General features: G+C 69.0%; 21 protein-coding genes and 1 tRNA gene. 11 read left to right on the forward strand and 11 right to left on the reverse strand.

Translation table 11 applies throughout. The annotated features are described in order from the left end of the window. Positions 1 to 9: 9 nt before the first annotated feature. Positions 10 to 690: a response regulator gene (locus tag QGN30_RS22445; protein ID WP_009954135.1), complete on the forward strand. Its 681-nt coding sequence runs from the start codon at positions 10 to 12 to the stop codon at positions 688 to 690. A 59-nt stretch (positions 691 to 749) separates the two neighbouring features. Here the strand turns inward: QGN30_RS22445 and QGN30_RS22450 are convergent, their stop codons facing one another. From QGN30_RS22450 to mfd, 8 genes are all read right to left on the reverse strand, one after another. Beyond that, positions 750 to 1,055: a hypothetical protein gene (locus QGN30_RS22450; RefSeq protein ID WP_014379343.1), complete on the reverse strand. Its 306-nt coding sequence runs from the start codon at positions 1,053 to 1,055 to the stop codon at positions 750 to 752. A 111-nt stretch (positions 1,056 to 1,166) separates the two neighbouring features. Next, positions 1,167 to 2,117, reverse strand: coding sequence for a Ppx/GppA phosphatase family protein (locus QGN30_RS22455; RefSeq protein ID WP_041787031.1), 951 nt, complete (start codon positions 2,115 to 2,117; stop codon positions 1,167 to 1,169). After that, positions 2,111 to 2,599: a DUF501 domain-containing protein gene (locus tag QGN30_RS22460; RefSeq protein WP_038535217.1), complete on the reverse strand. Its 489-nt coding sequence runs from the start codon at positions 2,597 to 2,599 to the stop codon at positions 2,111 to 2,113. Before QGN30_RS22460 ends, QGN30_RS22455 begins: the two co-directional genes overlap by 7 nt. Next, entirely contained in the window at positions 2,592 to 3,293 is a 702-nt protein-coding gene (locus QGN30_RS22465) for an FtsB family cell division protein (protein WP_014379341.1), read from the reverse strand. Before QGN30_RS22465 ends, QGN30_RS22460 begins: the two co-directional genes overlap by 8 nt. Before the next feature lies 1 nt (position 3,294). Beyond that, a complete protein-coding gene (gene eno / locus QGN30_RS22470) occupies positions 3,295 to 4,587 on the reverse strand; it encodes a phosphopyruvate hydratase (RefSeq protein WP_014379340.1) in 1,293 nt (430 codons plus the stop codon). Between the two features lie 47 nt (positions 4,588 to 4,634). Next, on the reverse strand, positions 4,635 to 5,363 hold the full coding sequence (locus tag QGN30_RS22475) for a lytic transglycosylase domain-containing protein (protein ID WP_008254220.1): 729 nt from the start codon (positions 5,361 to 5,363) through the stop codon (positions 4,635 to 4,637). 317 nt (positions 5,364 to 5,680) lie between these two features. Further along, on the reverse strand, positions 5,681 to 6,661 hold the full coding sequence (locus QGN30_RS22480; RefSeq protein ID WP_038535213.1) for a nucleoside triphosphate pyrophosphohydrolase: 981 nt from the start codon (positions 6,659 to 6,661) through the stop codon (positions 5,681 to 5,683). Between the two features lie 53 nt (positions 6,662 to 6,714). Then, positions 6,715 to 10,359: a transcription-repair coupling factor gene (gene mfd, locus QGN30_RS22485; protein ID WP_165576445.1), complete on the reverse strand. Its 3,645-nt coding sequence runs from the start codon at positions 10,357 to 10,359 to the stop codon at positions 6,715 to 6,717. Between the two features lie 175 nt (positions 10,360 to 10,534). Between mfd and lysA the strand changes: the two genes are divergently transcribed. Continuing rightward, on the forward strand, positions 10,535 to 11,875 hold the full coding sequence (lysA, locus tag QGN30_RS22490; RefSeq protein WP_038538446.1) for a diaminopimelate decarboxylase: 1,341 nt from the start codon (positions 10,535 to 10,537) through the stop codon (positions 11,873 to 11,875). An 11-nt stretch (positions 11,876 to 11,886) separates the two neighbouring features. Here lysA and QGN30_RS22495 read toward each other — a convergent pair whose 3' ends face one another. After that, positions 11,887 to 12,480 (reverse strand): TetR/AcrR family transcriptional regulator, encoded by a 594-nt coding sequence (locus QGN30_RS22495; protein ID WP_008254212.1) that lies wholly within the window; start codon positions 12,478 to 12,480, stop codon positions 11,887 to 11,889. Between the two features lie 215 nt (positions 12,481 to 12,695). On the opposite strand from QGN30_RS22495, the gene QGN30_RS22500 reads away from it, so the two are divergent. From QGN30_RS22500 to QGN30_RS22520, 5 genes are all read left to right on the forward strand, one after another. Beyond that, positions 12,696 to 12,767: transfer RNA gene (locus tag QGN30_RS22500), tRNA-Gln, on the forward strand. A gap of 132 nt (positions 12,768 to 12,899) precedes the next feature. Continuing rightward, positions 12,900 to 14,381, forward strand: a complete 1,482-nt coding sequence (gene glmU / locus QGN30_RS22505) for a bifunctional UDP-N-acetylglucosamine diphosphorylase/glucosamine-1-phosphate N-acetyltransferase GlmU (protein ID WP_038535208.1) — start codon at positions 12,900 to 12,902, stop codon at positions 14,379 to 14,381. Between the two features lie 91 nt (positions 14,382 to 14,472). Continuing rightward, the gene (locus tag QGN30_RS22510; RefSeq protein WP_008254209.1) at positions 14,473 to 15,453 is read left to right on the forward strand and encodes a ribose-phosphate diphosphokinase; all 981 of its coding nucleotides are present in this window, start codon (positions 14,473 to 14,475) and stop codon (positions 15,451 to 15,453) included. After that, positions 15,454 to 15,798, forward strand: a complete 345-nt coding sequence (gene arsC / locus QGN30_RS22515; protein ID WP_248923520.1) for an arsenate reductase (glutaredoxin) — start codon at positions 15,454 to 15,456, stop codon at positions 15,796 to 15,798. Further along, positions 15,795 to 16,451 (forward strand): LpqN/LpqT family lipoprotein, encoded by a 657-nt coding sequence (locus tag QGN30_RS22520; protein ID WP_038535204.1) that lies wholly within the window; start codon positions 15,795 to 15,797, stop codon positions 16,449 to 16,451. Before arsC ends, QGN30_RS22520 begins: the two co-directional genes overlap by 4 nt. Positions 16,452 to 16,453: 2 nt before the next feature. On the opposite strand, the gene QGN30_RS22525 is transcribed toward QGN30_RS22520, so the two are convergent. After that, positions 16,454 to 19,762: a helix-turn-helix transcriptional regulator gene (locus tag QGN30_RS22525; protein ID WP_051473020.1), complete on the reverse strand. Its 3,309-nt coding sequence runs from the start codon at positions 19,760 to 19,762 to the stop codon at positions 16,454 to 16,456. 140 nt (positions 19,763 to 19,902) lie between these two features. Between QGN30_RS22525 and QGN30_RS22530 the strand changes: the two genes are divergently transcribed. The 4 genes from QGN30_RS22530 to pth all read left to right on the forward strand — a co-directional run bounded on the left by QGN30_RS22530 (position 19,903) and on the right by pth (position 23,859). Continuing rightward, positions 19,903 to 21,144: a cytochrome P450 gene (locus QGN30_RS22530; RefSeq protein ID WP_038535202.1), complete on the forward strand. Its 1,242-nt coding sequence runs from the start codon at positions 19,903 to 19,905 to the stop codon at positions 21,142 to 21,144. Continuing rightward, complete coding sequence (locus tag QGN30_RS22535) at positions 21,141 to 22,010, forward strand: oxidoreductase (RefSeq protein WP_014379330.1); 870 nt, start codon at positions 21,141 to 21,143, stop codon at positions 22,008 to 22,010. The genes QGN30_RS22530 and QGN30_RS22535 overlap by 4 nt, the downstream gene beginning before the upstream one ends. 595 nt (positions 22,011 to 22,605) lie before the next feature. Then, positions 22,606 to 23,271, forward strand: a complete 666-nt coding sequence (locus QGN30_RS22540; RefSeq protein ID WP_008254200.1) for a 50S ribosomal protein L25/general stress protein Ctc — start codon at positions 22,606 to 22,608, stop codon at positions 23,269 to 23,271. Positions 23,272 to 23,283: 12 nt separating this feature from the next. Then, positions 23,284 to 23,859, forward strand: coding sequence for an aminoacyl-tRNA hydrolase (gene pth / locus QGN30_RS22545; RefSeq protein WP_008254198.1), 576 nt, complete (start codon positions 23,284 to 23,286; stop codon positions 23,857 to 23,859). A 10-nt stretch (positions 23,860 to 23,869) separates the two neighbouring features. On the opposite strand, the gene QGN30_RS22550 is transcribed toward pth, so the two are convergent. After that, entirely contained in the window at positions 23,870 to 25,504 is a 1,635-nt protein-coding gene (locus QGN30_RS22550) for a fatty acyl-AMP ligase (protein ID WP_008254197.1), read from the reverse strand. Positions 25,505 to 25,555 lie beyond the last annotated feature (51 nt).

Consider the following 25,555-nt stretch of genomic DNA (forward strand, 5'->3'; position numbering starts at 1 on the left):
GCGGCGCACATGACCCGCGTATTGGTGATCGACGACGAGCCGCAGATACTGCGCGCGCTGCGCATCAACCTGTCCGTGCGGGGCTATGAGGTGGTCACCGCGTCGAGCGGCGCGGGCGCGCTGCGCGCCGCCGCCGAGCACAAGCCCGACGTGGTGATCCTCGACCTCGGCCTGCCCGACATCTCCGGGATCGACGTCCTGGCGGGTCTGCGCGGATGGCTCACCGCACCGGTGATCGTGTTGTCCGCGCGCACCGACTCGTCGGACAAAGTGGAGGCGCTGGACGCCGGCGCCGACGATTACGTCACCAAACCCTTTGGGATGGACGAGTTCCTGGCCCGGCTGCGCGCGGCGGTCCGCCGCAACACCGCAGCATCCGAAGTCGAGCAGCCGGTGATCGAAACAGAATCGTTCACCGTCGATTTGGCCGCCAAGAAGGTCAGCAAGAACGGCGGCGAGGTCCATCTCACCCCCACCGAGTGGGGAATGCTCGAGGTACTCGTGCGCAATCGCGGCAAGTTGGTCGGCCGCGAGGAGCTACTCAAGGAGGTGTGGGGCCCGGCCTATGCCACCGAAACCCATTACCTGCGAGTGTATCTCGCGCAGCTGCGCCGCAAGCTCGAAGACGACCCGTCGAACCCCAAGCATTTGCTGACCGAGTCGGGCATGGGCTATCGCTTCGAGGTATGACGCCCGCGGTCGTCGACATAGTCCCATCCGCCACACGCGTCCCTCCGGAGGAGGACATGTCAATTGCCCACCTCCGAGCGACAACCCGCGGCCTCGCGCAACGCCAGCACGCGCTGATGGATTCGATGCTCGGTGCTGCGCGGCAGGTAGCCGGGGCCGTACCTTCCTCGCCCTAGTCGCCGTACCCGCCCACGACCGATCTCCCATCGCAGCGCGTCCGAAATCGCCTTCGACGGCCTGCCGCGCACCGAGAAGCGGTGCCAGTTCAAGGCTTCGATCAGTTCGGCGATGGTTGCCGGCCCGTGAACGGCCAGCTGCATCGTGAGCACGTAACGCAGCTCGATGCCTTTGACTGCATGGTTCATTCCCGGACGGTCGCACAGGGGTACGACACCGCCAAAGTTGTCGCTCGGAGGTGGGCAATCGACATGTCCTCCTCCGGAGGGGCGCATGTGGCGGGTGTGACTAAACCCGGCCTATTCGGCGATCGACAGCACGATGCCGTCCAAAATGTCGTGCTCGCTCACCGTCAACTCCTCGATGCCCGCACGGGCGCGCAACTCGCGGGCCAACTCCTCCACCACGATCGCACCACCGCCGATCACGTCGGCCCGCCCCGCGTGCATCGGCGGCAGCGCCGCGCGCTCGGCGCGCGTCATCCCGATCAGCCGTTCACACACCGCCAACAGATCCGCACCGGCGACGCGTGAAAGATGAATGGCCGCAGAGTCATACGCCGGCAAGTCGTGCGCCAGCGCGGACAGCGTGGTCATCGTCCCGGCCAATCCGACCCACGTCCGCGCGCCCTCGACGGGCACCACGCCCAGCGCGACCTCGAGCCGCTCGCGCACCACCTGCCGGGCCGCCGCCACTTCCGCGGGCGTCGGCGGGTCCGAATGCAGGCAACGCTCGGTCAGCCGGACGCAGCCGATGTCGGCCGAGTAGCTGGCCGCCACCGCCTCGCCCCCCACGACGATTTCGGTGGAGCCCCCACCGAGGTCGACGACGACGAAAGGTCCGGCCCCACCGTCCAATTCGCCGACCGCGCCGCGGAACGACAGCTCGGCCTCCTCGGCGCCGCTGATCACCTCGGCCACCGCACCGGGCAGCACCGCGCCCAACACGTCGGCCGTCATCGCGAAGAAGTCGTCGCGGTTGGCGACATCGCGGGCCGCCGAGGTCGCCACCATCCGCACCCGCTCCACCCCATGCGTTTTCAGCAGGGCGGCGTAGTCCGCTAACGCCGCCCGGGTGCGGGCTATGGCCTCGGCCGCGAACTCGCCGGTCGCGTCGACACCCTGACCGAGCCGCACGATCCGCGTCTCCCGATGCACGTCACGCAGCCGCCCCGGCCCTACAACATCGGCGATCAACAAGCGAATCGAGTTGGTACCGCAGTCGATTCCCGCGAGCCCGCCGTTCACCATTGGCCCTCCACCAAAATGCCCGCCATCGCGGGCTCGCCGGCCAGGATCGCCAGCGCCTCGTCGCCGAACGGATTCACGCCCGGCCCCTTGGCCAGCGAATGCGCAATCAGCACGTGCAAGCACTTGACCCGGTCGGGCATCCCGCCGCCGGTGAAGGTCGTCCCCAACGATTCGATCGCGTCACGCTCGGCCAGATAGGACTCGTGCGCGCGCCGGTACGCTGCCGCCAGGTCGGCGTCGCGGCCCAGTCGCTCGGTCATCTCGCGCATCAATCCCGTCGTCTCGAGCCTGCTCGCCGCCGCCGTCAGCGCCGGATGTGTCAGGTAGTACAGCGTCGGAAACGGCGTTCCGTCAGGCAATTTCGGCGCGGTCTTCACCACGCCGGGTTCGCCGTAGGGACACCGGTAGGCGATTTCGAGCACCCCGCGCGGTTCCCGCCCGAGCTGGCGGGCCACCGCGTCCAGGTCGGCACGATCAACCACCGGGACCGGGGGGGTTCGGCGCGGACGGACCCGGTTCGGCCGGCGGGGCCGGGGCTTCGGCGGGCGGCGGCGCGGGAGGCGGCGCGGCCGGCGGCAGGTGCGGGGCGTCGGCGATGGTGTGCCACAGCGACGTGTACCACGGGTCGTTGTTGACCGGTTTCGCCGACGGGGCCCCCGGCTGGGTCGGCTCGGCCGCCGACGGGGGAAGCTGAACCTGGAACGGGATGTCGCCGGGCTTCACGAAGCCGAGCCGCTCGCGGGCCTGCGCCGCAATGTAGGCCGGGTCACCGAGTTTGGTCTTTCGCTGCTCCAAATCCGCGATCTGACGGCGCAGCGCCGCCTCGCTGGCGGCCAGCTGATTCATCTCGGTGCGCTGCGCGAAATAGGTGCGCACCGGTCCGGCGATCGTCAGCGTCAGCACGCAGATCACCGCGGCCAGCACCGCCGCGCGCCGCGCGGTGAACCCGAGCCGTTGCTCGGAGCGCTGCTCAACCGATTCGGCGGCCTGCCGGGCGATGGGTTCGACGACATGCTCTTGCTGCGTGGCGTTGCGGCCGCCGTGGTTCGCCGTGGGCGATGTCCGCGCGGACGGCTTCGACGACGGCTTGGCCGACCGAGGGCGCCGAACCGAAGCGCCGGCCTTCCCCGGGCGCGATGCCGGGGAACGCCGCTTCGGATCCGGCTTGCCGGGCAAGCTATTTGGCCTCCGGCGGCGTATACCGCGGGAAGGCGAGATCGCCGGCGTAGCGGGCGGCATCGCCGAGCGCCTCCTCGATCCGCAGCAGCTGGTTGTATTTGGCGACGCGCTCGCTGCGGGCGGGCGCACCGGTCTTGATCTGCCCGCTGCCGACCGCCACCGCCAGGTCGGCGATCGTGGTGTCCTCGGTCTCGCCGCTGCGATGGCTCATCATCGTGCGGTAGCCGCTGTGATGGGCCAGCGCGACGGCGTCGAGCGTCTCGGTCAGCGTGCCGATCTGATTCACCTTGACCAGCAACGCGTTTGCCACACCCTTGTCGATACCCTCTTCCAGGCGTTCGGGATTGGTGACGAAGATGTCGTCGCCGACGATCTGCAGCCGGTCACCGATGGCCGCGGTCAGGGCTACCCAGCCATCCCAATCGTCTTCCGACAGTGGGTCTTCGATGGACACCAGCGGATAAGACCCGAGCAGCCCGGCGTAGAACTCGGTCATCTGCTCCGCGGTGCGGGTGCTGCCCTCGAATTTGTAACCCGTCCCGTCGGTGAAGAACTCGGTGGCCGCCGCGTCGAGGGCCAGCGCCACGTCGGCGCCGAGTTTGAAGCCGGCCGAGTCGATGGCCCGGCTGATCAGGTCCAGTGCCGCGGTGGTGCCCGCCACGTCGGGGGCGAAGCCGCCCTCGTCGCCCAGGCCCGTGCTCAAGCCCTGCTTCTTGAGCACCGATTTCAGCGAGTGATACACCTCGGCGCCCCAGCGCAGCGCCTCGGCGAAGCTGGGCGCACCGATCGGCGCCACCATGAACTCCTGGATGTCGACGGCGGTGTCGGCGTGCGCGCCGCCGTTGAGGATGTTCATCATCGGCACCGGCAGGATGTGCGCGTTCGGGCCGCCGAGGTAGCGGAAAAGCGGCAACTCGGCGGAATCGGCGGCCGCCTTGGCCACGGCCAGCGACACACCCAGGATCGCGTTGCCGCCCAGCCTCGACTTGTCGGGCGTGCCGTCCAGGTCCAGCAGCGCCTGGTCGACCAGCCGCTGATCGTCGGCGTTGAGGCCGATCACCGCCGGGCCGATCTCGTCCAGCACCGCCTGCACGGCCTTCTGCACACCCTTGCCGGCATAGCGCTCGCCACCGTCGCGCAACTCGACGGCCTCGTGCTCGCCCGTCGACGCGCCCGACGGCACCGCCGCGCGGGCAAAGGTCCCGTCGATCAGGGCAATCTCGACCTCGACTGTCGGGTTGCCGCGGGAATCGAGGATCTCGCGGGCCCCGACCTGCTCGATAATCGGCACTGGGGTTCTCCTTGTTCGCGTAAGGCCTGGGTCAGCGATACATCCTGCTATAGCGGGTGACCTTTCGCGTAAGCGGTCGCCCAATCCCGGACCGCCCGCGCGTAGACCCCGGAATTGTTGTAGGCCCGCAGCGCGGTGATCCAGCCCCGCGGCGTCGCGAGATCCTTTCCGCGCCAACACAGGTAGCCCGCCGCGGCGAGCGCGGCGTCGTCGATGTTGTCGGGGCTGACGCGGCCGTCGTTGTGAGCGTCGACACCATAGAGCCGCCACGTCTCGGGGATGAACTGCATCGGCCCCATGGCACGCGTCACGCCGTCGCCGTCGGTGAGGTCCTCGTCGGTGTCGACGATGCGCAGCGTCCCGCCGCTGCCGTCGAGTCGGACGCCGCGGATCGGCGGGCTGACATCCCCGTTGGGGGCCAGCGTGGCGCCGCGGTAGGTGCCGTGGTGGCTCTCGACCTGTCCGATGCCCGCCAGCGTGGTCCAGGCGATGTGGCACTTCGGGTTCTCGACTTCGGCGACCCGGGCCGCGTACGCGTAGGCCTCGAGCGCGATCAGCGGGATCTCCAAGGCCGCCGACCGTGGTTGGGCCCAGTCGCGCAACTGTTCCGCGGGCCGACCGCTGGCGTGCGTGTCCACCGGCGGCACCGGGTCACCCGCGGGGGGCGGCACGCCGTCGGGGATGAACAGGCTGAGTTGCCACGTGCAACTGGAGGCCAGAACGATCGCGGTCGCGCCGATCACGGCGGCCGCGCGCATCCAACGCCTCGGCGACACCATGCTTTCCTGAGCTCCCCTAAACTCGCCTGCACCAACTTCCGCCACACCATCGTCCCATGCGTTCGGGGACCGCTCGGTCGCGTCGGGCCTCGGCGCACCGGCGTCGTGCCGGGTTCAGCTAATTACCGATTAGCTGCTGGCCGCCTTGGCTAGCGCGGTCAGACCAACGCCGACCACGGGGATTCGCAACCTCATCCGCGATATTACCGACGCGCCGAGGACAAATCCGGCAAACACCGCGGCGATCGCTCTCTCCGGTGACGGCGGGCGGGAAATAACCGTGGCGCGTCCGCCTGCGAGGCGTCGTCGCGCGCTCAGGCCTCGTCGGCAACGGCGTCGGTGGCGGCCCCCTTGGGGGCCGAGTCATCCGTCGGCCAGTGCTCGCGCCACTCCTGTTCGGAGACTTCACCGAGCGGGACCACGTCGAACTCGTCGGGGACGTCTCCCCCGCGGCGCGCCGTGGCGATCGCCCGTTCCGCACCGCGAACCGTGTCGACGAAGTCCAGAACCGCTGTGCGCAGAGCGCTTTCGGCATCGACATCGGCCGACACGCGGATCGAGGTGATTTCGTCGGGGATCAGGTCGGCGGGCACACCGGCTTTGCCGGCGCGCTGAATCACCTTCTGGGCGAGCGCCAGCGCGGGCTGCCCCGTGTGCACGTCGTCCATCACCGACTTGCGCGGCTTTTCGGACGCCTTGCGCTCTTCCCACTGGGCCAACTGCTCTTCGAGCGAAATCGATTGCCCGGCAAGCACTCCCGGGACCCGGTTGCCGAGCTTGCGCATCAGGGCTGCGGCGACGTCATCGATGGTGAAGGCGGACTGCGGCGCCTCCTCGGCGATGCGGGCGTGGAAGAGGACTTGCAGCAGCACGTCGCCGAGCTCGTCGCGCAGTTGGTCGGCGTTGCCGCTGCCCACCGCGTCCAGCAGCTCGTAGGTTTCCTCCAACAAAAACCTGCGCAGCGAATCGTGGGTTTGCTCACTCTCCCACGGCCCGGCGGTGCGCAGTTTGTCCATCATGGCCACGGCGTCGACCAGCCGTTCGCCGCGCGGCGTCTCGGGCGCCGAGATCAGCCGGGCCCCGGCCGCCAGGCGGGCGGTCACGGCCGGGTGGTCGGGGTCGGACGACAGCAGCACCGGCGCGTCCGCACCGGAGTGCACCGGACGCGCCGCCGACAACGACCAGGGCACCGCGACGGGCATCTCCTCGGTGTACTGCACCTCCCCGGCGAGATGCTCGATGGCTTCGATGGGGACCAGCGAAGGGCGGCGGGGGTCGAACAACACGACGATCATTGGCGCCGCTCCTCCTCATCGCTGCGCTCTGCATCGTCGCCGGCGCGGATCATTTAGCGCCCCTCACTCGTCATCGCCGCAGGTGAACTCGTTATACCAATATCCGTCTGCGCCTTGCCCTGCAATGCCGTCACCAGGTTGGCCACCATCTGCACCAGCTCGACATCGCGCAGCCGCGGCGCGCCGACGCCGCCGGAGCGCGGGATGGGAACCTGCACGGTGGAGGTCGTGGCGCGGTAGCCCGCCGCCGGATACATCCGCTTGAGCCGCACCTGCGCAGAATCCGGCAGCGTCATCGGCGAGAGCCGCACGGTGGTCGCCGAGGGCGCCGACACCTCGGTGATGCCCGCGGCGCGGCACAGCAGCCGCAGCCGGGCCACCGCCACCAGCCGCAGGGCCGGCTCGGGCAGCGCGCCGTAGCGGTCGACGAGTTCCTCCACGACCGCGTCGATCTCGCCGTCGGAGGCCGCCGCGGCCAGCCGGCGGTACGCCTCGAGCCGCAGCCGGTCGCTGGCGATGTAGTCCGGCGGCAGGTGCGCATCGACCGGCAGGTCGATGCGCACGTCCTTCGGCTCCTCGGCCGTCGTGACGGTGTGGCCGTCGGCGGCCGCGCGGTAGGCCTCCACGGCCTCGCCCACCAGGCGGACGTACAGGTCGAAGCCGACGCCGGCGACGTGCCCGGACTGCTCGACGCCCAACACGTTTCCGGCGCCGCGGATCTCGAGGTCCTTCATCGCGACCGCCATGCCCGCGCCGAGCTCGTTGTTCTGCGCGATGGTGGCCAGCCGGTCGTAGGCGGTCTCGGTCAGCGGCGCATGCGGCGGATACAGGAAGTAGGCGTAGCCGCGCTCCCGGCTGCGGCCGACCCGTCCGCGCAGCTGGTGCAGCTGCGAGAGGCCGAAGGTGTCGGCGCGCTCGACGATCAGCGTGTTGGCGTTGGAGATGTCCAGCCCGGTCTCCACGATCGTGGTGCACACCAGGATGTCGTATTCGCGGTTCCAGAACCCCTGCACCGTGCGTTCCAGCCGTTCTTCGGGCATCTGACCGTGCGCGACGACCACCCGCGCCTCGGGCACCAGCTCCCGGATCTTCGCCGCCGTCCGGTCGATCGAGCTGACCCGGTTGTGCACGTAGAAGACCTGCCCGTCGCGCAGCAGCTCGCGGCGCAAGGCGGCCGCGACCTGCTTGTCGTCGTGCGGGCCGACGTAGGTCAGCACCGGGTAGCGCTCCTCGGGCGGGGTCAGGATCGTCGACATCTCGCGGATCCCGGCCAGGCTCATCTCCAGCGTGCGCGGGATCGGGGTGGCGCTCATGGTCAGCACGTCGACGTGGGTGCGCAGCGACTTGATGTGCTCCTTGTGCTCGACGCCGAACCGCTGCTCCTCGTCGACGACGACGAGGCCGAGGTCCTTCCAGCGCACCCCCGTCTGCAACAGCCGGTGCGTGCCGATCACCACGTCCACCGACCCGTCGGCCAGGCCCTCGATCACCGCCTTGGACTCGGCGGGGTCGGTGAACCGGGACAGGCCCTTGACGGTCACCGGGAACCCGGTCATCCGGTCGGTGAAAGTCTGCAGGTGCTGGTCTGCCAGCAGCGTGGTGGGCACCAGCACGGCCACCTGCTTGCCGTCCTGGACCGCCTTGAACGCCGCCCGCACCGCGATCTCGGTCTTGCCGTAGCCCACGTCGCCGCAGATCACCCGGTCCATGGGGATCGGCTTTTCCATGTCCCCCTTGACCTCGGTGATCGCGGTCAGCTGGTCGACGGTCTCGGTGTACCCGAACGCGTCTTCCATCTCGGCCTGCCACGGGGTGTCCGGGCCGAACGCGTGCCCGGGGCTCGCCTGCCGCTTGGCGTACAGGGACACCAGCTCGCCGGCGATCTCGCGCACCGCGCGGCGCGCCTTGGTCTTGGTGTTGGCCCAGTCGCTACCGCCGAGTCTGCTCAGCGCGGGCGCCTGCCCGCCGACGTACCGCGACAGTTGGTCCAGCGAATCCATTGGGACATAAAGCTTGTCGGATCCACCACCCCTTTTACTCGAGGCGTATTCGAGCACCAAGTACTCGCGGCGGGCGCCGCCCACGGTGCGCTCGACCATCTCCACGAACCGGCCGATGCCGTGCTGATCGTGCACGACGAGATCACCGGCGGTCAGCGCCAACGGGTCAACGGTGTTGCGCCGCTTGGCCGCCAGGCGCTTGCCCTCGACGGCGGCGACCCGGCTGCCCGTGAGGTCGGTCTCGGTGATCACCACCAGCGTGGCGCCGGGGATGATGACGCCGTCGTGCAGCGGGCCCTTGAGCACGCCGACCACCCCGAGCTTGGGCGCGGCGCCCGATTCCAGCATGGCGGCGGGGGTGTCGCATTCGGCCAGCCGCTCCACGACGCGATGCGCGGTCCCGGCGCCGGGGGCGACGACGACGGCGTAGCCGCCGGTGGTGACGTGCGCGCGCAGCATCGCGAAGATGCCGTCGATGTCGTGCTGATGGCCGCGCGCCGAGGGCGCCGCCCGGATGTCCAGCTCGACGGCCGACTCGTCGGACAACTGGCTCAACGTCCACCACGGATGCCCGCCTTTGGCGGCCGCGGCCTGCACGTCATCCAGCTCGGCGAATCCCGATCCGCCGAATTGCGCGACATCGACGGGGGCGTCCGTGCCCATGGCGGCCGCCGACCACGAGGCTTCGAGGAATTCGCTGCCGGTCTTGATCAGGTCGGCGGCGCGGGTGCGGATCTTCTCGGGGTCGCACAACAGGATCGGGGTGCCCTGCGCCAGTTGGTCGGTCAGCAGCACGTGCTCGCCGGGCCGCAGCACGGGCAGCAGGGCCTCCATGCCGTCGACCGCGATGCCCTCGGCGAGCTTGGCCAGCATGTCGGTGACGCTGCCGGTGATCGCGGGCTCGGTCGCCGGGTGCCGCGCGGACAGCTCGGCGGCCCGTTGCCGCACCTCCTCCGTGAGCAGCAGCTCGCGGCAGGGCACCGCGATCAGGGTGTCGACCTCGATCTCCGGGATCGAACGCTGATCGGCGACGGAGAACATGCGCATCTCGCTGACCTCGTCACCCCAGAACTCGATGCGCACCGGGTGCTCGGCCGTCGGCGGGAAGACGTCGAGAATCCCGCCGCGCACGGCGAACTCGCCGCGCCGGCCCACCATGTCGACCCGGGTGTAGGCCAGTTCGACCAGCCGGGCGATCACGCCCTCGAATTCGACTTCCGCACCGACGCTCAATGTGACCGGCTCGATCAGGCCGAGCTGCGGTGTCATCGGCTGCAGCAGCGAGCGGGCCGCGGTGACCACGACCTGAAGGGGAGGGCCCAGCCGCGCGTCGTCGGGGTGGGCCAGGCGCCGCAGCACGGTCAGTCGGGCGCCGACGGTGTCGACGCCGGGCGAGAGCCGCTCGTGCGGCAGCGTCTCCCAGGACGGGAAGACCGCGACGGCATCGCCGAAGACGCCGCGCAGTTCAGCGGTCAGGTCGTCGGCTTCGCGCCCGGTCGCGGTGACTACCAGCAAAGGACCCAACCGCGCCAGCGCGCTGGCCACAAACAACCGTGCGCTGGCTGGACCCACCAGGTGCAATTCGGCCGGCGACGCGGCCGCGCTGTCGATCAGCTGCTGGAAGGTCGGCGCGGTGAGCGCCAATTCAACGAGCCCCGCGATCGGGGTTTCTGGGCGAGCAGCCCCCGGTGCGGTCATGATGAATTCCATTCTAGGGCGGCTTGCCCGGCTCCTTCCTCCCGCCGACGCGGCGCTCGCCGTCGCCGGGCGGGGGACCGCCGGACACGCCGATCCGCGTCAATATTGGGCTCGGCGTCGTCAAGGGATCGTCAAGAAAGCTCTACGCGTGCGCCCGCGGGCGCACGTTGGATTCATGACATTGCTGGACATTCTGCCGTCGCTCGGCCACGCGGCTCCGCCGCGCTTCGACCCGGCGATCTGGCCCCTCACCGCCCATCCCGACGAGGAGGGGAGGCTGTGCGTCGGCGGTGTGGCGCTGGCCAATATCGCCGACGAGTTCAACACCCCGGCCTACGTGATCGACGAAGCCGACTTCCGGCATCGCGCCCGCCGCTATCGCCGGACCCTGCGCGGGGTCGAGGTCGTCTACGCCGGCAAGTCGCTGCTGAGCACCGCGGTGGCAGGCTGGGCCCGCGACGAGGGCCTCGGCGTCGACGTCTGCTCGGCCGGTGAACTGGCCACGGCCCTGGCCGGCGGCGTCGACCCGGCCCGCATCGTCATGCACGGCAACGCGAAATCGCCCGACGAGCTGCGCGACGCCGTGCGCGCCGGGGTGGGGCGCATCGTGCTGGACTCCTGCATGGAGATCGCCTACCTCGCCGGCCTGGCGCGGCGGCGCCAGCGGGTGCTCATCCGGGTGACGCCCGACATCGACATCCACGGGCACCGCGCCGTCACCACCGGCGTCAGCGACCAGAAGTTCGGCTTCACGCTCGCCGGCGACCACGCCGCCGACGCCGTGGCCCGCGTGCTGGCGCACCCCATCCTCGACCTGGTCGGCCTGCACTGCCACATCGGCTCGCAGGTCAGCGACGCCGCCCTGTACGGCGAGGCCATTCGGCGGATGATCGCCGCGATGGCCGACATCCGGGCCCGGCACGGCGTCATCCTCACCGAGCTGAACATCGGTGGCGGACATGCGATCCCGTACGTCCCCGGCGATCGCGAGCTGGACCTCGACGAGCTGGCCGCGGCGATCGAGGACGCCCTCGACGAGGCCTGCGCCGCCGAGCAGTTCCCCCGCCCACAGATCGTGGTGGAACCGGGCCGGGCCATCAGCGGCCGCGCCGGCGTGACCCTGTATCGGGTGCGCTCGGTGAAGACGCAATTCGGCGGTCGCACCTTCGTCGCCGTCGACGGCGGCATGAGCGACAACCCGCGGGTGGCGCTGTATGGCGCGCAGTACGCCGTCGCGCTGGCCAACCGGCATCCGCTGGGGCTCAAGCAGACCGTCACCGTGGCCGGCCGGCACTGTGAATCGGGCGACGAGATCGCCCGCGACATCGAGTTGCCGGCGGATCTGCGCCCCGGCGACCTGCTGGCCGTGGCGTGCACCGGCGCCTACCACCACAGCATGGCGTCCAACTACAACATGGTCGGCAGGCCGTCGCTGGTGGCCGTCAAGGATGGCCGGGCCCGCGAACTGGTTCGCCGCGAGACCGTCGCCGACCTGATGGCGCGCGACTGCGGGTAGCCCGTCGCGGTCTACTCGTCCTGCAGGCGGGGGTCGGCCTCCAGCCCGATCAGCCCGTTCCACATGAGGTTGACCAGGTGCGCGGCGACCACTTCCTTCTTGGGCTCGCGGGTGTCGAGCCACCACTGCGCGGTCATCGACACCGAGCCCACCAGCGCCTGGGCGTAGAGAGGAGCCAGCCCCGGATCCAGGCCGCGACGGGAGAAATCACCGGCCAGGATGGAGCTGACCTGGTTGACGGCGTCGTTGAGCAGGCTCGAGTAGGTGCCCGAGCTGATCGCGGCGGGTGAGTCGCGGATCATGATCCGGAAGCCGTCGGTGCGCTCTTCGACGTAGGTGAGCAGGGCAAGGGCGACCCGCTCGACCCGCACCCGGGAGCGGTTGTTGGTCAGCGACGAGGTGATGCCGTCCAGCAGCGCCGACATCTCCCGGTCGACGACGACGGCATAGAGGCCCTCTTTGCCCCCGAAATGCTCGTAGACGACCGGCTTGGACACGTTGGCCCGCAGCGCGATCTCCTCGATCGAGGTGCCTTCATACCCGCGCTCGGCGAACAGCGAACGCGCGATGCCGATGAGTTGTTGGCGGCGTTCGGTGCCGGTCATCCGCGCGCGCGGCGCCCGAACCTCTTTGTCCGGTTCCTTTTGCGTTTGGGGGTCCAGCACGGCCACGTCAATCAGCGTATCGGGCGGTGGGCGGTTCGGTGGCCGACCAGCGCCCCGCATCGTCATCCGACTAGGCCCGGATTGTCGGATTCCTCCTCGGGCCGCAAGCGCCCCGCATCGTCATCCGACTAGGCCGACTAAAGTCTTCTTGGCGATCCGTCGTGGTGTAATCGGCAGCACCTCTGATTTTGGTTCAGATAGTTCAGGTTCGAGTCCTGGCGACGGAGCTTCCTCCGAATCGAGCGCGGGTCTCCCGCGGCTCGATTTTTTGCCTTCACCGCAGATGAGGTGACACGCTTGACGGCGTGTCGGCGCTTCCGCGCGCAGCCCGCGCGGGACGAACCCGAAAAGGAGGGTTGATGTCGTCTCCTGGTGATACCGCGGTCGTGGTGCTCGCGGCCGGGCCCGGCACCCGGATGCGGTCGGACACCCCGAAGGTGCTGCACACCATCGGCGGGCGCAGCATGCTGTCCCACCTCCTGCACGCGATCGCCAAGGTGGCGCCGCAGCACCTGACCGTGGTGCTGGGCCACGATCACGAGCGCATCGCGCCGCTCGTCGCCGACTGGGCCGACGCCCTCGGACGCCCGATCGACGTGGCCCTGCAGGACCGGCCGCGGGGCACCGGCGACGCCGTCCTGTGCGGCCTGTCCGCGCTGCCCGAGGACTACGCCGGGGTGGTCGTCGTCACCTCGGGCGACACTCCGCTGCTGGACGCCGACACCCTCGCCGACCTCATCGCCGCCCATAGCGCGGCGCCGGCCGCGGCCACGGTGCTGACCACGACGTTGACCGACCCCAGTGGCTACGGCCGCATCCTGCGCACCCAGGACAACGAGGTCACGGCGATCGTGGAGCACGCCGACGCCACCGAATCCCAGCGCGAGATCCGCGAGGTCAACGCCGGTGTCTACGCCTTCGACATCGCGGCGTTGCGCTCGGCGCTGAACCGGTTGAGCTCCAACAACGCCCAGCAGGAGCTGTATCTGACCGACGTCATCGCCATCCTGCGCGGCGACGGCCTGGCGATCCACGCCCGCCACGTCGACGACAGCGCGCTGGTGGCCGGCGTCAACAACCGGGTCCAGCTCGCCCAGCTGGGCGCCGAGCTCAACCGCCGCATCGTCGCCGCCCATCAGATGGCCGGCGTCACCATCGTCGACCCGGCCACCACCTGGATCGACGTCGACGTGACGATCGGCCGCGACACCGTCATCCACCCCGGGACTCAGCTGCTGGGCCGCACCCAGGTCGGCGGGCACTGCGTCGTCGGGCCGGACACCACCCTGACCGACGTCAGCGTCGGCGACGGCGCCTCGGTGGTGCGGACCCACGGCACCTCGTCGTCCATCGGCGCCGGGGCCACCGTCGGCCCGTTCACCTACCTGCGGCCCGGCACCGTGCTGGGCGACGACGGCAAGCTGGGCGCGTTCGTCGAGACCAAGAACTCCACCATCGGCACCGGCTCCAAAGTGCCGCACCTGACCTATGTCGGGGACGCCGACATCGGCGAGCACAGCAACATCGGCGCGTCCAGCGTGTTCGTCAACTACGACGGCGAATCCAAGCGGCGGACCACCATCGGTTCGCACGTCCGCACCGGGTCGGACACCATGTTCGTGGCTCCGGTGACGGTCGGCGACGGCGCCTACACCGGCGCGGGCACCGTGGTGCGCAACGACGTCCCGCCGGGAACGCTGGCGGTCTCCGCAGGTCCGCAACGCAACATCGAGGGCTGGGTGCACCGCAAGCGCCCCGGCAGCGCCGCCGCGCAAGCGGCCGAGGCCGCCGAAAAGGCCACCGGCCAGCCGCCCGCCGCAGAAACCGAACAGACATCGTGACGTCGGTAGCTGGCAACCCGGCCACATTTCCGTACGATTCGCTTCGTACGATGGGCACTTCCATTGGGATCCGAACGGCAAGGGCAGCACGGTGAGCCACGACTGGACCGATAACCGCAAAAATTTGATGCTCTTCTCCGGTCGGGCGCACCCCGAGCTGGCCGAGCAGGTGGCCAAGGAACTCGACGTCCACGTCACCGCGCAGACCGCGCGCGAGTTCGCCAACGGCGAGATCTTCGTCCGGTTCCACGAATCGGTCCGCGGGTGCGACGCCTTCGTGTTGCAGTCGGCGCCGGCGCCGGTCAACAACTGGCTGATGGAACAGCTCATCATGATCGACGCGCTCAAGCGAGGTAGCGCCAAGCGGATCACCGCCGTCATGCCGTTCTACCCCTACGCCCGCCAAGACAAGAAGCACCGCGGCCGCGAACCGATCTCGGCGCGCCTGGTCGCCGACCTGCTCAAGACCGCCGGCGCCGACCGGATCGTGACCGTCGACCTGCACACCGATCAGATCCAGGGCTTCTTCGACGGGCCCGTCGATCACATGCGCGGGCAGAACCTGCTCACCGGCTACATCCGGGACAACTACCCCGACGGCAACATGGTGGTCGTCTCCCCCGACTCCGGCCGGGTGCGCATCGCCGAGAAATGGGCCGACGCCCTGGGCGGTGTCCCGCTGGCGTTCATCCACAAGACCCGCGACCCGCGGGTGCCCAACCAGGTGGTGTCCAACCGCGTCGTCGGTGAGGTGGCGGGACGCACCTGCGTCTTGATCGACGACATGATCGACACGGGTGGCACCATCGCCGGCGCGGTCAAGCTGCTGCACGACGACGGCGCGGCCGACGTGGTGATCGCCGCGACGCACGGTGTGCTCTCCGACCCGGCGGCCGAGCGGCTGGCCGGCTGCGGCGCCCGGGAGGTGATCGTGACGAACACCTTGCCGATCGGTGAGGAGAAGCGCTTTCCACAGCTGACGGTCCTGTCCATCGCGCCACTGCTGGCCAGCACCATCCGCGCGGTGTTCGAAAACGGCTCGGTCACAGGGCTGTTCGACGGGGACGCCTAAATGGGCGACACCGTCATCTACCACAACCCCCGCTGCAGCACCTCCCGCAAGACGCTGGACCTGTTGCGCGACAGCGGCCTTGAGCCCGAAGTCGTCGAGTACCTGAAGAAGCCGCCGTCGCGTGCCGAGCTGGTGAAGATGATCCGCGACGCCGGCATCGACGTGCGTACGGCGGTGCGCAAGCGTGAATCGCTGTATGAGGAGCTCAATCTCGCCGACGCGACCGATGAGCAATTGCTCGACGCCATGGTCGAACATCCGATCCTGATCGAACGCCCCTTCGTCGTCACGACGAAGGGCACTCGGCTTGCCCGCCCGATCGACGCGGTCCGCGAGATTCTGTGAATCGGTTCGGCAGCTGCGCGGCCGGTGCCGCGATAGTTGCACTGGCCGTGTCGGCCGCCGGGTGCGCCCCGAAAGCTCCTGACTATCAATCGATCTTGTCGAAGACGCCGACGACCTCTACCACCACCCCGACGGCAAAGCCGGTCCCCCTGTCGCAGTATCTGCAAAGCATCGGGGTTACCGGCCAACCCGTGGCACCGGAATCCGTTCCCGGCCTGACGATCTCGATCCCGACGCCGCAGGGCTGGGCGCCGTTCACCAGTCCCAACATCACACCGCAAACCTTGATCATCTCCAAGGGCGGTAAATTTCCGACGGCGCGGCTGGTGGTCTTCCAGCTGAACGGGGATTTCGACCCGGCCGAAGTCATCAAGCACGGCAACGACGATGCGCACCTGTTCGAGAACTTCAAGCAGCTGGACGCCTCGGGCGCGCCGTACAGCGGCTTCCCGTCGTCGATGATCCAGGGCAGCTACGACCTCGACGGCATGCGGCTACACAGTTGGAACCGCATCGTCATCCCCACCGGGCCGCCGCCGGACCACAAGCGCTACCTGGTGCAGCTGACCATCACCAGCATGGCCAACCAGGCCGCCGCGGAGTCGACGGACATCGACGCGATCATCCGCGGATTCGTCGTCGCGGCGAAGTAAATTCAGGAGCGACGGCCCGCTTCCTGCACCAGCTGGACCCGGGATGTCAGGCCGAGCTTCGAGTAGACGTGGGTGAGGTGCGTCTGGACGGTGCGCGGCGAGATGAAAAGCCGCGCGCCGATCTCCTTGTTGCCCAGGCCTTCACGGACCAGACGTACCACATCGTTCTCCATGGGCGTCAGCGATTCCCAGCCGCTGCTCGGGCGTTTGCGTTCGCCACGCCCGCGTTGCGCGTAGGCGATCGCCTCTTCGGTGGACAGCGCGGCCCCTTCCGCCCAAGCGGCGTCAAAGGCATTCTGCCCCAATCCCTCTCGTATGGCCGCCACCGCCGAGTCGTACCCCTCCCGATACAACGCAAAGCGGGCATGACCCATGCGCTCGCGGATCGCGGCGGACGCGCCGAGCAGGCGGGCAGCGTATGGATGGGCGCCGACGTCGGCCGCCAATCGGACGAGGCATTCCAACGCGTCGGCCACCCGCAGATATCCCTGGGTGCGGGCGGCGATCACAAGGGCTTCGTGTGCGTCGCGCTCGGCCTGGTCGAGATCGCCCTGGGCTAACGCGATGTGCGCCCGCACCGTTCGCGCACCCATTTCGTGCCAACCCGGGACCATCGCGACGGTGTCATCGACCCAACGGCGGGCGGCGGCGACGTCACCGCATGCCAGCGCGGCCTCAGCCATCGGATTGAAACACCTCGCGTAGAGCTCGCGCGCCGGGACCGTATGCCGCCACGCCTCTTCGGCGGCCTGCCGTGCGCCCGCGGCATCGCCGGTGATCAGGGCCGCATGCGCAAACATCGCATACATGGTGTCTCCGTAGAGTCCACCCATCGCCTCGGCGGCACTGAAGGCGGATCGCGCCGAGGTTAACAAGGTGGCCGCCCGCCCCTGGAAGGCGAGCACCTGTCCATAGCCCACTTGACCGAAGACCGTCATCGGAAGATCGCGGGCAGCCTCCGCTTCCTCGGCCAACGCATGCAGGACCTCTTGCGCCTCGGTGAGATTGCCCTGCATGCACAGCGCGAGACCCAACCACGTCCGACAGTTCCGGGAGAAGAACCGGTCGCCGAGCGCGTCGGCAAGTTCACGTCCTTCTTCCGCCGCCGCCCGCATCGGAATAGGTTCACCTGCATAGCAATTCGTCACCGCCAGATAGGCAAGAGTCTGACACAGACTCCACCGATCATCGATCGCACGAACCAGGTCGATGGCCTCGTCCACGTAGGACTCCAGTTTGTCGACCTCGTAGAGCGCCAACGCGCCCCGCCCGACCAGGGCCAGGGCGAGCAACGCCGGGACGTCGAGCTCACGAGCGATCGCCAACGCCTCGCGGGAACGGTCCGCATCCCCGCGGGCCCCCGCCCACGCGCACAAAACACCGTGATAGGCGACCCCGCGCACCCAGGCCGCGGGCGTGACGTGCGATCGCGTTTCGTCGGTCAAGAGCGCGTCGAACCCCGCCAGTCCTTCCCGGAACCGCCCGCAGCGGATCCAGACCTGCTGTACCGCGGACACCAGCTCCAGCGCAATCTCCGGCTCGGATTTCTCCAGGCTCCAGCTGTAGGCGGCTCGCAGGTTGTCGATTTCGCTTTGCGCCCAATTCAACAGCGCCTCAAGGCCACTCAACCCATGTGACTCAAAGTCAATGGCCCTGGCCGTGTAGTAGTCGCGGTGGCGCGTGCGAACGTCGTCGGCCTCACCGGATTCGCCGAGCTTTTCCTGGGCGTACTGGCGCACCGTCTCCAGCAAGCGGTAGCGCATCCCGTCTGCGGTGTCGTCGGCGACGACGAGAGATTTGTCGACCAGCAAGCTCAATTGATCCAGCAGCTGGTAGCTTTCGACATCGCTGTCGGCGCCGACGGCTTGGGCAGCATCCAGGTCGAAACCGCCGGCGAACGCGGCCAGCCGCCGAAACAGCACCTGCTCCGGTTCTGTCAGTAGCGCGTGCGACCAATCCACCGAGGCTCGCAGCGTCTGCTGGCGGCGCACCGCGGTGCGCGCACCCCCGGTGAGCAACCGGAACCGGTCATGCAGGCTGTCCACGATCTGATGCAACGACAGCGCCCGAACCCGCGCGGCGGCGAGCTCGATCGCCAATGGCATGCCGTCCAGACGCTCGCAGATCTGCTCGAGCAGTGCCCGGTTTTCCTCTGTCACAACGAATTCGGGGCGGGCACGCCGCGCCCGGTCGGTGAACAATTCGATGGCCTCGTCGGCAAGGGACAGCGACGGAACCCGCCAGCTCAGCTCCCCGGGCAAGCCCAGCGGCTCGCGGCTGGTGGCCAGGATCGTCAATTGTGGGCAGGCCGCCAGCAATTCGATGGCCATCGCGCCGCATGCGTCAAGCAGGTGCTCACAGTTGTCGAGCAGCAGCAAGATCTTCTTGTCGCCGAAGAAGCGAACGAGCAGATCCATGGTGGAGCGGCCCGGTTGATCGGGCAGTCCCAGCGTGCGGGCCACGGTCACCGGCGCCACTTCCGGGATGGTGATCGGTGCGAGGTCGACGTACCAGACCCCATCGGAGAAGTCCGCGGCCACTCGTGCGGCGCTTTCGACGGCCAGCCTGGTCTTTCCCGCGCCGCCGGCTCCGGTCAGCGTCACCAGCCGGTTGGCGGTGACGATGTCCCGCACTTCGCCCAGTTGCGCTTGGCGGCCGACAAAGCTCGTCAACTGGGCGGGAAGGTTCTGCGCCACAACAGCTGTGCGGACGCGCAGCGGCGGGAACTCGTTGCGCAGGTCCGGATGACACACCTGCACGACCCGTTCGGGACGCGGGAGGTCCCGCAAGGGATGGCTGCCCAGATCGGCCAGCCAGACGTCCTCGGGAAGGCGGTCGACGACCAGCGATTCGGTCACCCCCGACAACACGGTCTGCCCACCATGCGCCAAGTCGCGCAGCCGCGCGGTGCGGTTGATCGTCGGGCCGGCGTAGTTGGCGTCGTCGCGCAGCTGGATCTCGCCGGTGTGGATTCCGATGCGCAGCCGGATCGGGACCAGCGGGGCCCGCTGCAACTCCAGCGCACATGCCACCGCGTCGGACGCCCGCGCGAAGGCGGCCACAAAGCTGTCGCCCTCACCCTGTTCGAGCGGGCGCACCCCGTCGTGCGAGGCGATCGCCTCGTTCACCGTCTTGTTCAGCTGGACCAGCGCGGCCGTCATCTCCTCGGGCCGCGTTTCCCACAGCCGCGTCGAGCCCTCGACATCGGCCAGCAGCAACGTCACCGTTCCGGTCGGCAGCAACTCGACCACGCCCAAATCGTCCCAGGTTAGCGACGGTATTTCCGCATGTTGGCTCATGTTAGTCAGCATCGCCTCCGCCGACTAGGCAAAACATCGGCCAATACGCGCAGATCGCCTTCGCGCGGCGCGCGGATCTACGACCCCCGGGCCGTATATCTACGCGCCAGGGCGGATGGTCTTTGCTGCGCGGCGCCGGATAGTCGACTGCCATGACCACTCTCATCAGCGGATGCCCGAACGTTTTCGACGCCGGCCTACCCGTCATTGCCTATGATCACCTCACCGATCCCGACGCGGCGCACCGCGTCATCGACGACGCCCGCGAGCTGTCACCGATCGCCGTCGGCCCGCACGGACCGGAGGTGTTGAGTTACGAGCTCGTCCGGACGGTGTTGCGCGACAGCCGATTCGTCACCGCGCACGGCCTCGGGCTCGGCCTGCAAGGCGTTACCTCCGGCCCGCTATGGGACAGGGCCATCAGCAACATCCTCGGACTCGACGGCGCCGCACATCACCGGCTGCGCCGCCTGGTGTCGAAGGCCTTCGCACCGCGGGGCGCGGAGCGGCTGCGCGCTCTCGTCATCGAGATCATCGACGGCCTGGTCGACCCGCTCGCCGAGGCGGGGCACTGCGACGTCGTCGCCGACATCGCTCGCCGCTACCCGACGCCGGTCATCTGCGCGTTGCTGGGTGCGCCGCCGGAGGATTGGCACCTGTTCAGCGACTGGACCGATGACATCAAGAAGATCTTCGATTGGAACGTCGCCGAAGACGGCCCGGCGATCCTGGCCGCGTGGGATCAACTCGACGCCTACCTCGAGGAGTTGATCGCGCGGCGGCGCGCGTCGCTGTCCGACGACCTGATCTCGGAGCTCATCCGGAGCGAAGACGATGGAGGCCGGCTCACCCACGACGAACTGCTCATGCTGTGCGCGACGCTGCTCGGTGCCGGAACCGACACCACCCGCAACCAGCTCGCCGCGGCGGTGCAGGTGTTGGCCGACCAGCCCGATCAGTGGGCGCTGCTCGCCCAGCACCCCGAGCTGGCCGCCAACGCGGTTCACGAGCTGATGCGTTACTACCCAATCGTTTTCGGCACTGTCCGGGAAACCGTCGAAGACGTCGAGCTGGCGGGGGTGTGCATTCCCGCCGGCACCCTGGTGCTCGCCAATACCGCCGCGGCCAACCGCGACGCGAGCGTGTACGACCGGCCCAACCGCGTCGACATCACGCGTGAAGACCCGCCGGCGATGCTCACCTTCGGTGGCGGCGTGCACTTTTGCCTCGGCGCCCACCTCGCGCGCCTCGAATTGACCGAGGCGCTGCGGGTGATCACCCGACGCATGCCCAACCCCCGCCGCACCGGACCGGCGCCGTGGAAAGCCATCAGCGGCATCACCGGACCGACGACCCTGCCGCTGGCGTTCGATGTCGGTACTGTTCAGCCATGACGAACTGGACCGCCGCAGACCTTCCGTCGTTCGCCGAACGAACCGTCATCATCACCGGTGCCAACAGCGGGTTGGGCGCCGTGACCGCACGCGAACTGGCGCGCCGCGGGGCCACGATCGTCATGGCCGTGCGCGACATCCGCAAGGGCGAGACCGCCGCCCGGACCATGGCCGGCCAGGTCGAGGTGCGTGAACTCGACCTACAGGACCTGTCGTCGGTGCGCCGGTTCGCCGACGGGGTGGGCACCGCCGACGTGCTGATCAACAACGCCGGCATCATGGCGGCCCCGTTCTCCTTGACCGTCGACGGCTTCGAGAGCCAGATCGGCACCAACCACCTGGGCCATTTCGCACTGACGAACCTGCTGCTGCCCAAGCTGAGCGACCGGGTGGTGACCGTGTCGTCGATGGCGCACTGGCCGGGACGCATCAGGCTCGACGACCTGAACTGGCAGGCGCGCCGGTACTCGCCGTGGCTGGCCTACAGCCAGTCCAAGCTCGCCAATCTGCTGTTCACCAGCGAGCTGCAGCGACGCCTGGCCGCGGCCGGATCCCCGCTGCGCGCGATCGCGGTCCATCCCGGCTACTCGCACACCAACCTGCAGGGCGCCTCGGGCCGCAAGTTGGGCGACGCGCTGATGTCGGCCGCGACCCGGGTGGTCGCCACCGACGCCGATTTCGGCGCGCGGCAGACTCTGTACGCGGCGTCGCAGGATTTGCCCGGCGACACCTTCGTTGGCCCGCGATTCGGCTATCTGGGCCGCACCCAACCGGTGGGGCGGAGCCGGCGGGCCAAGGATGCGGCCATGGCCGCCGAGCTGTGGGCGCTGTCCGAGCAGCTCACGAAGACGCAATTCCCCCTCTGAAGTCACATGGGCCACGCTGGCCCCAGGTGTCCCTGGCCGAGGGGATGGGCCTTTTGCCCACCTCCGAGCGACAACCGCGGCCGCCCGGCGCGCAACCCGGCGGGCGGACCCGGCGACACCCGGTGCGCAACCCTTACCGCGCCCGGCGCGCAATCCCGGCGTCGGCCGGCGCGCAACCCTTACCGCACCCGGCGCGCAATCCCGGCGTCGGCCGGCGCGCAACCCCGGCGGCACCGCGCCTCGCCGTCCGCACCGCGCCTCGCCGTCCGCACCGCGCCTCGCCGTCCGAACCGCGCCTCGCCGTCCGCGCGGCGCCCCTTTGTCGCTCGGAGGTGGGCACTTGCGACATCTCCCGGAGGAGCGACGGGAGTGACAGGAGTGACAAGCGTGGCGTCCGCGCCCACGGACGCGGCTAGCGCCGGGCGCCGAGACCACGCCCGGCGCCGAATTTCCCCTCTGAGGTGCACATGCGCTAACCTGACCGGGCGTCACGGCGAGGGTGGCTGGCTGGCCAGCACCGTTATCGACGGAGACCGACGATCTGTCGCGACCCTGGCCGTGCCCCGAACCACCGAGCACACACAGGAGCGACACGATGGCTGCCAAAACCCTCAACCAGCTCAAGGTCACGGTGCGCGCCGAGACCGGCAAGGGTGCGTCCCGGCGAGCACGCCGCGACGGCAAGATCCCGGCCGTCCTCTACGGCCACGGCGCCGACCCTCAGCACCTCGAACTGCCCGGCCATGACTTCGCGGCCGTGCTGCGGCACGCCGGCACCAATGCGGTGCTGACCCTCGACATCGAGGGCAAGGAGCAGCTGGCGCTGACCAAGTCGCTCGACATCCACCCCATCCGCCGCACCATTCAGCACGCCGACCTGTTGGTCGTGCGGCGCGGCGAGAAGGTCGTCGTCGAGGTCCGCGTCGTCATCGAGGGCGACGCCGCGCCCGGCACGCTGGTGACCCAGGAAACCAGCACCATCGAGGTCGAGGCCGACGCCATGTCGATCCCCGAGCAGCTGACGGTGTCGGTCGAGGACACCGAGCCCGGCACCCAGTTCACCGCCGGACAGATATCCCTGCCCAAGGGTGTCAACCTGATCTCCGACCCGGAAATGCTTGTGGTCAACGTGGTTAACGCGCCGACGGCCGAGGAGCTGGCCGAAGAGGGCGCGGGCGAGGTCACCGAGGAGGCCGCGCCGGCCGAGGGCGAAGCCGAAGAGGCCGGCGAAGAAGAGGCCTCCGAAGCCGAGTCCGAGTAGGCGGATCGCAACATGGCCGAGCCGTTGCTGGTCGTCGGCCTGGGCAATCCCGGAGACAACTACGCCCGCACCCGACACAATGTCGGGTTCATGGTCGCCGACCTGCTCGCGGCACGGATGGGCTCGAAGTTCAAGGCGCACAAGCGTTCCGGTGCCGAAATCGTCAGCGGCCGCCTCGTCGGACACTCGGTGGTGGTGGCCAAGCCGCGCTGCTACATGAACGAATCCGGCCGCCAGGTCGGCCCGCTGGCGAAGTTCTACTCGGTGACGCCGGGCGACATCATCGTCATCCACGACGATCTCGACTTGGACTTTGGCCGCATCCGGCTCAAGATCGGCGGCGGCGAAGGCGGCCACAACGGGCTGCGTTCGTTGGCTAACGCCCTGGGCAGCAAGGACTTTCAGCGGGTCCGCATCGGCATCGGCCGTCCGCCGGGACGCAAAGATCCGGCGGCGTTCGTGCTGGAAAACTTCAATGCCGCCGAGCGCACCGAAGTCCCCACGATCTGCGAACAGGCCGCGGACGCAACCGAATTGCTGATCGAACTGGGGTTAGAGCCCGCGCAGAACCGCGTCCACGCCTGGTAAGCGCAAAACCCTAGGTGACCAGGGTGACCGAGTTGGATCGCCGCAACTTGCCCGACGGCGTCTTCGGAATGGTCCCGGGACCGAGCACCACCACGTTGCGCGGCCGCACGTCGACCTCCGCCACCACCTCGCGGGCGACCTGGTGCTCGATGCGACGCACCTCGGCCTGGTCCTGGAAAGCGTTGGACTCCACGGCCACGGCGAACGTCTCGCGGGAGTGGCCGGCGTCCAGCCGCACCGCGACGGCGCAGCCGGGCCGCACCCCCTCGACGCGGCAGGCGGCGCGCTCGATGTCGGTCGGATAGATGTTGCGGCCGGCCATGATGATGACGTCCTTGACGCGGCCGCACACCACCACGTGGCCCTCCTCGGTCAGGTAGCCGAGGTCGCCGGTGTCATACCAGCCGTTCTCGTCCTGGGCCGAGATGAAGCCGCCCATGGTCAGGTAGCCGGGCGTCAGCGACTCGCCGCGCAGCTCGATCACGCCGACCCCGCGGGGCGGCATCACATCGCCGTTCTCGTCGATGATGCGCGCCTCGAGATCCTGCAGCAGCGGGCCGAGCGTGGCCAGCCTGCGGGTGTTGCCCTTGGTGGCGGGCACGGCACGACGCAGGGCGGCCAGCAGGTCGGCATCGACCTCGTCGACGACCAGACCGGCGTTGCACTCCGAGAACGACACGGCCAGCGTGGTTTCGGCCATGCCGTAGGCCGGCAGGATCGCCGACGCATTCAGGCCGAACGGCTTGCCGGCATCGAGCAGGTCCTCGACGTCGGCGGGTTCGACGGGCTCGGCGCCGGACAGCGCGAAGCGCAGCGTCGACAGGTCGAAATCGCCGGGCTTGGCCTGCCGGCGCAGCCGCTTGGCCAGCAGCGCGTAGGCGAAGTTGGGCGCCGCGGTCATGGTGCCCTTGTACTTGTCGATGAGCTTGGCCCACAGCAGCGTGTCGCGCAGGAAGTCCATCGGGGTGACCTTGACCAGCTCGGCGCCGAAGTACATCGGGATGGTGAGGAAGCCGACCATGCCCATGTCGTGGAAGCAGGGCAGCCAGCTCACCATGACGTCCTTGTCGACGTCGTACTGGGCGCCGATGAACATCGCCTCGGCGTTGGAGTAGATGTTGCGGTGGGTGATCTGCACCGCCTTGGGGGAACCGGTCGAGCCGGACGTCAGCTGCATCAGCGCCAGCGCGTCCTCGCCGACCTCGACGGGGTCGATCGGCTCCGCCGTGAGCAGGTCGGCCACCGTGACGACCTTGATGCCCTTCTCCTCGAGCACCGGGATGGCCACCAGGAACGGCTCCGACACGACGACGGCCTTCGCCTCGATCATGCCGATGACGTTCATGGTGTCCTCGGCCCACACGGCCAGGTCGGTGCGCGGTGTGGGCTGGTGCAGCATGGTCAGGCTGGCGCCGCGCATCCACAGGCCCTGCGCCGTCGGCGCGATCTCCACCGGGAAGCCGGCGAGCACGCCGACCGCGTCGCCGGGCCCGATGCCCGCGGCGGCCAGGCCACCCGCGATACGACGCGCGCGCTCGTGGACCTCGCCCCAGGTGTGGCGGACTGGTTCGTGGGGTTCACCGGTAACCATGCCCGTCGTCACGGACCGGGCATTGCGGTACATCTTCTCGGTAAACCTGCTCACAAAAACCTCCTCGGTTCCAGCCCTCGTCCCAACGCCCGAAATCTCATATTC

It is taken from the genome of Mycobacterium sp. 3-98 (genome assembly GCF_035918355.1).
Taxonomy (GTDB): domain Bacteria; phylum Actinomycetota; class Actinomycetes; order Mycobacteriales; family Mycobacteriaceae; genus Mycobacterium; species Mycobacterium intracellulare.

Excerpts from the sequence above, each read along its gene's own strand:
- QGN30_RS22445 (WP_009954135.1), top strand. The coding sequence starts at position 10 with ATGACCCGCGTATTGGTGATCGACGACGAGCCGCAGATACTGCGCGCG.
- QGN30_RS22450 (WP_014379343.1), bottom strand. The coding sequence starts at position 1,055 with ATGAACCATGCAGTCAAAGGCATCGAGCTGCGTTACGTGCTCACGATG.
- QGN30_RS22455 (WP_041787031.1), bottom strand. The coding sequence starts at position 2,117 with ATGGTGAACGGCGGGCTCGCGGGAATCGACTGCGGTACCAACTCGATT.
- QGN30_RS22480 (WP_038535213.1), bottom strand. The coding sequence starts at position 6,661 with ATGATCGTCGTGTTGTTCGACCCCCGCCGCCCTTCGCTGGTCCCCATC.
- mfd (WP_165576445.1), bottom strand. The coding sequence starts at position 10,359 with ATGACCGCACCGGGGGCTGCTCGCCCAGAAACCCCGATCGCGGGGCTC.
- lysA (WP_038538446.1), top strand. The coding sequence starts at position 10,535 with ATGACATTGCTGGACATTCTGCCGTCGCTCGGCCACGCGGCTCCGCCG.
- QGN30_RS22495 (WP_008254212.1), bottom strand. The coding sequence starts at position 12,480 with ATGACCGGCACCGAACGCCGCCAACAACTCATCGGCATCGCGCGTTCG.
- glmU (WP_038535208.1), top strand. The coding sequence starts at position 12,900 with ATGTCGTCTCCTGGTGATACCGCGGTCGTGGTGCTCGCGGCCGGGCCC.
- arsC (WP_248923520.1), top strand. The coding sequence starts at position 15,454 with ATGGGCGACACCGTCATCTACCACAACCCCCGCTGCAGCACCTCCCGC.
- QGN30_RS22525 (WP_051473020.1), bottom strand. The coding sequence starts at position 19,762 with ATGCTGACTAACATGAGCCAACATGCGGAAATACCGTCGCTAACCTGG.
- QGN30_RS22530 (WP_038535202.1), top strand. The coding sequence starts at position 19,903 with ATGACCACTCTCATCAGCGGATGCCCGAACGTTTTCGACGCCGGCCTA.
- QGN30_RS22535 (WP_014379330.1), top strand. The coding sequence starts at position 21,141 with ATGACGAACTGGACCGCCGCAGACCTTCCGTCGTTCGCCGAACGAACC.
- QGN30_RS22540 (WP_008254200.1), top strand. The coding sequence starts at position 22,606 with ATGGCTGCCAAAACCCTCAACCAGCTCAAGGTCACGGTGCGCGCCGAG.
- pth (WP_008254198.1), top strand. The coding sequence starts at position 23,284 with ATGGCCGAGCCGTTGCTGGTCGTCGGCCTGGGCAATCCCGGAGACAAC.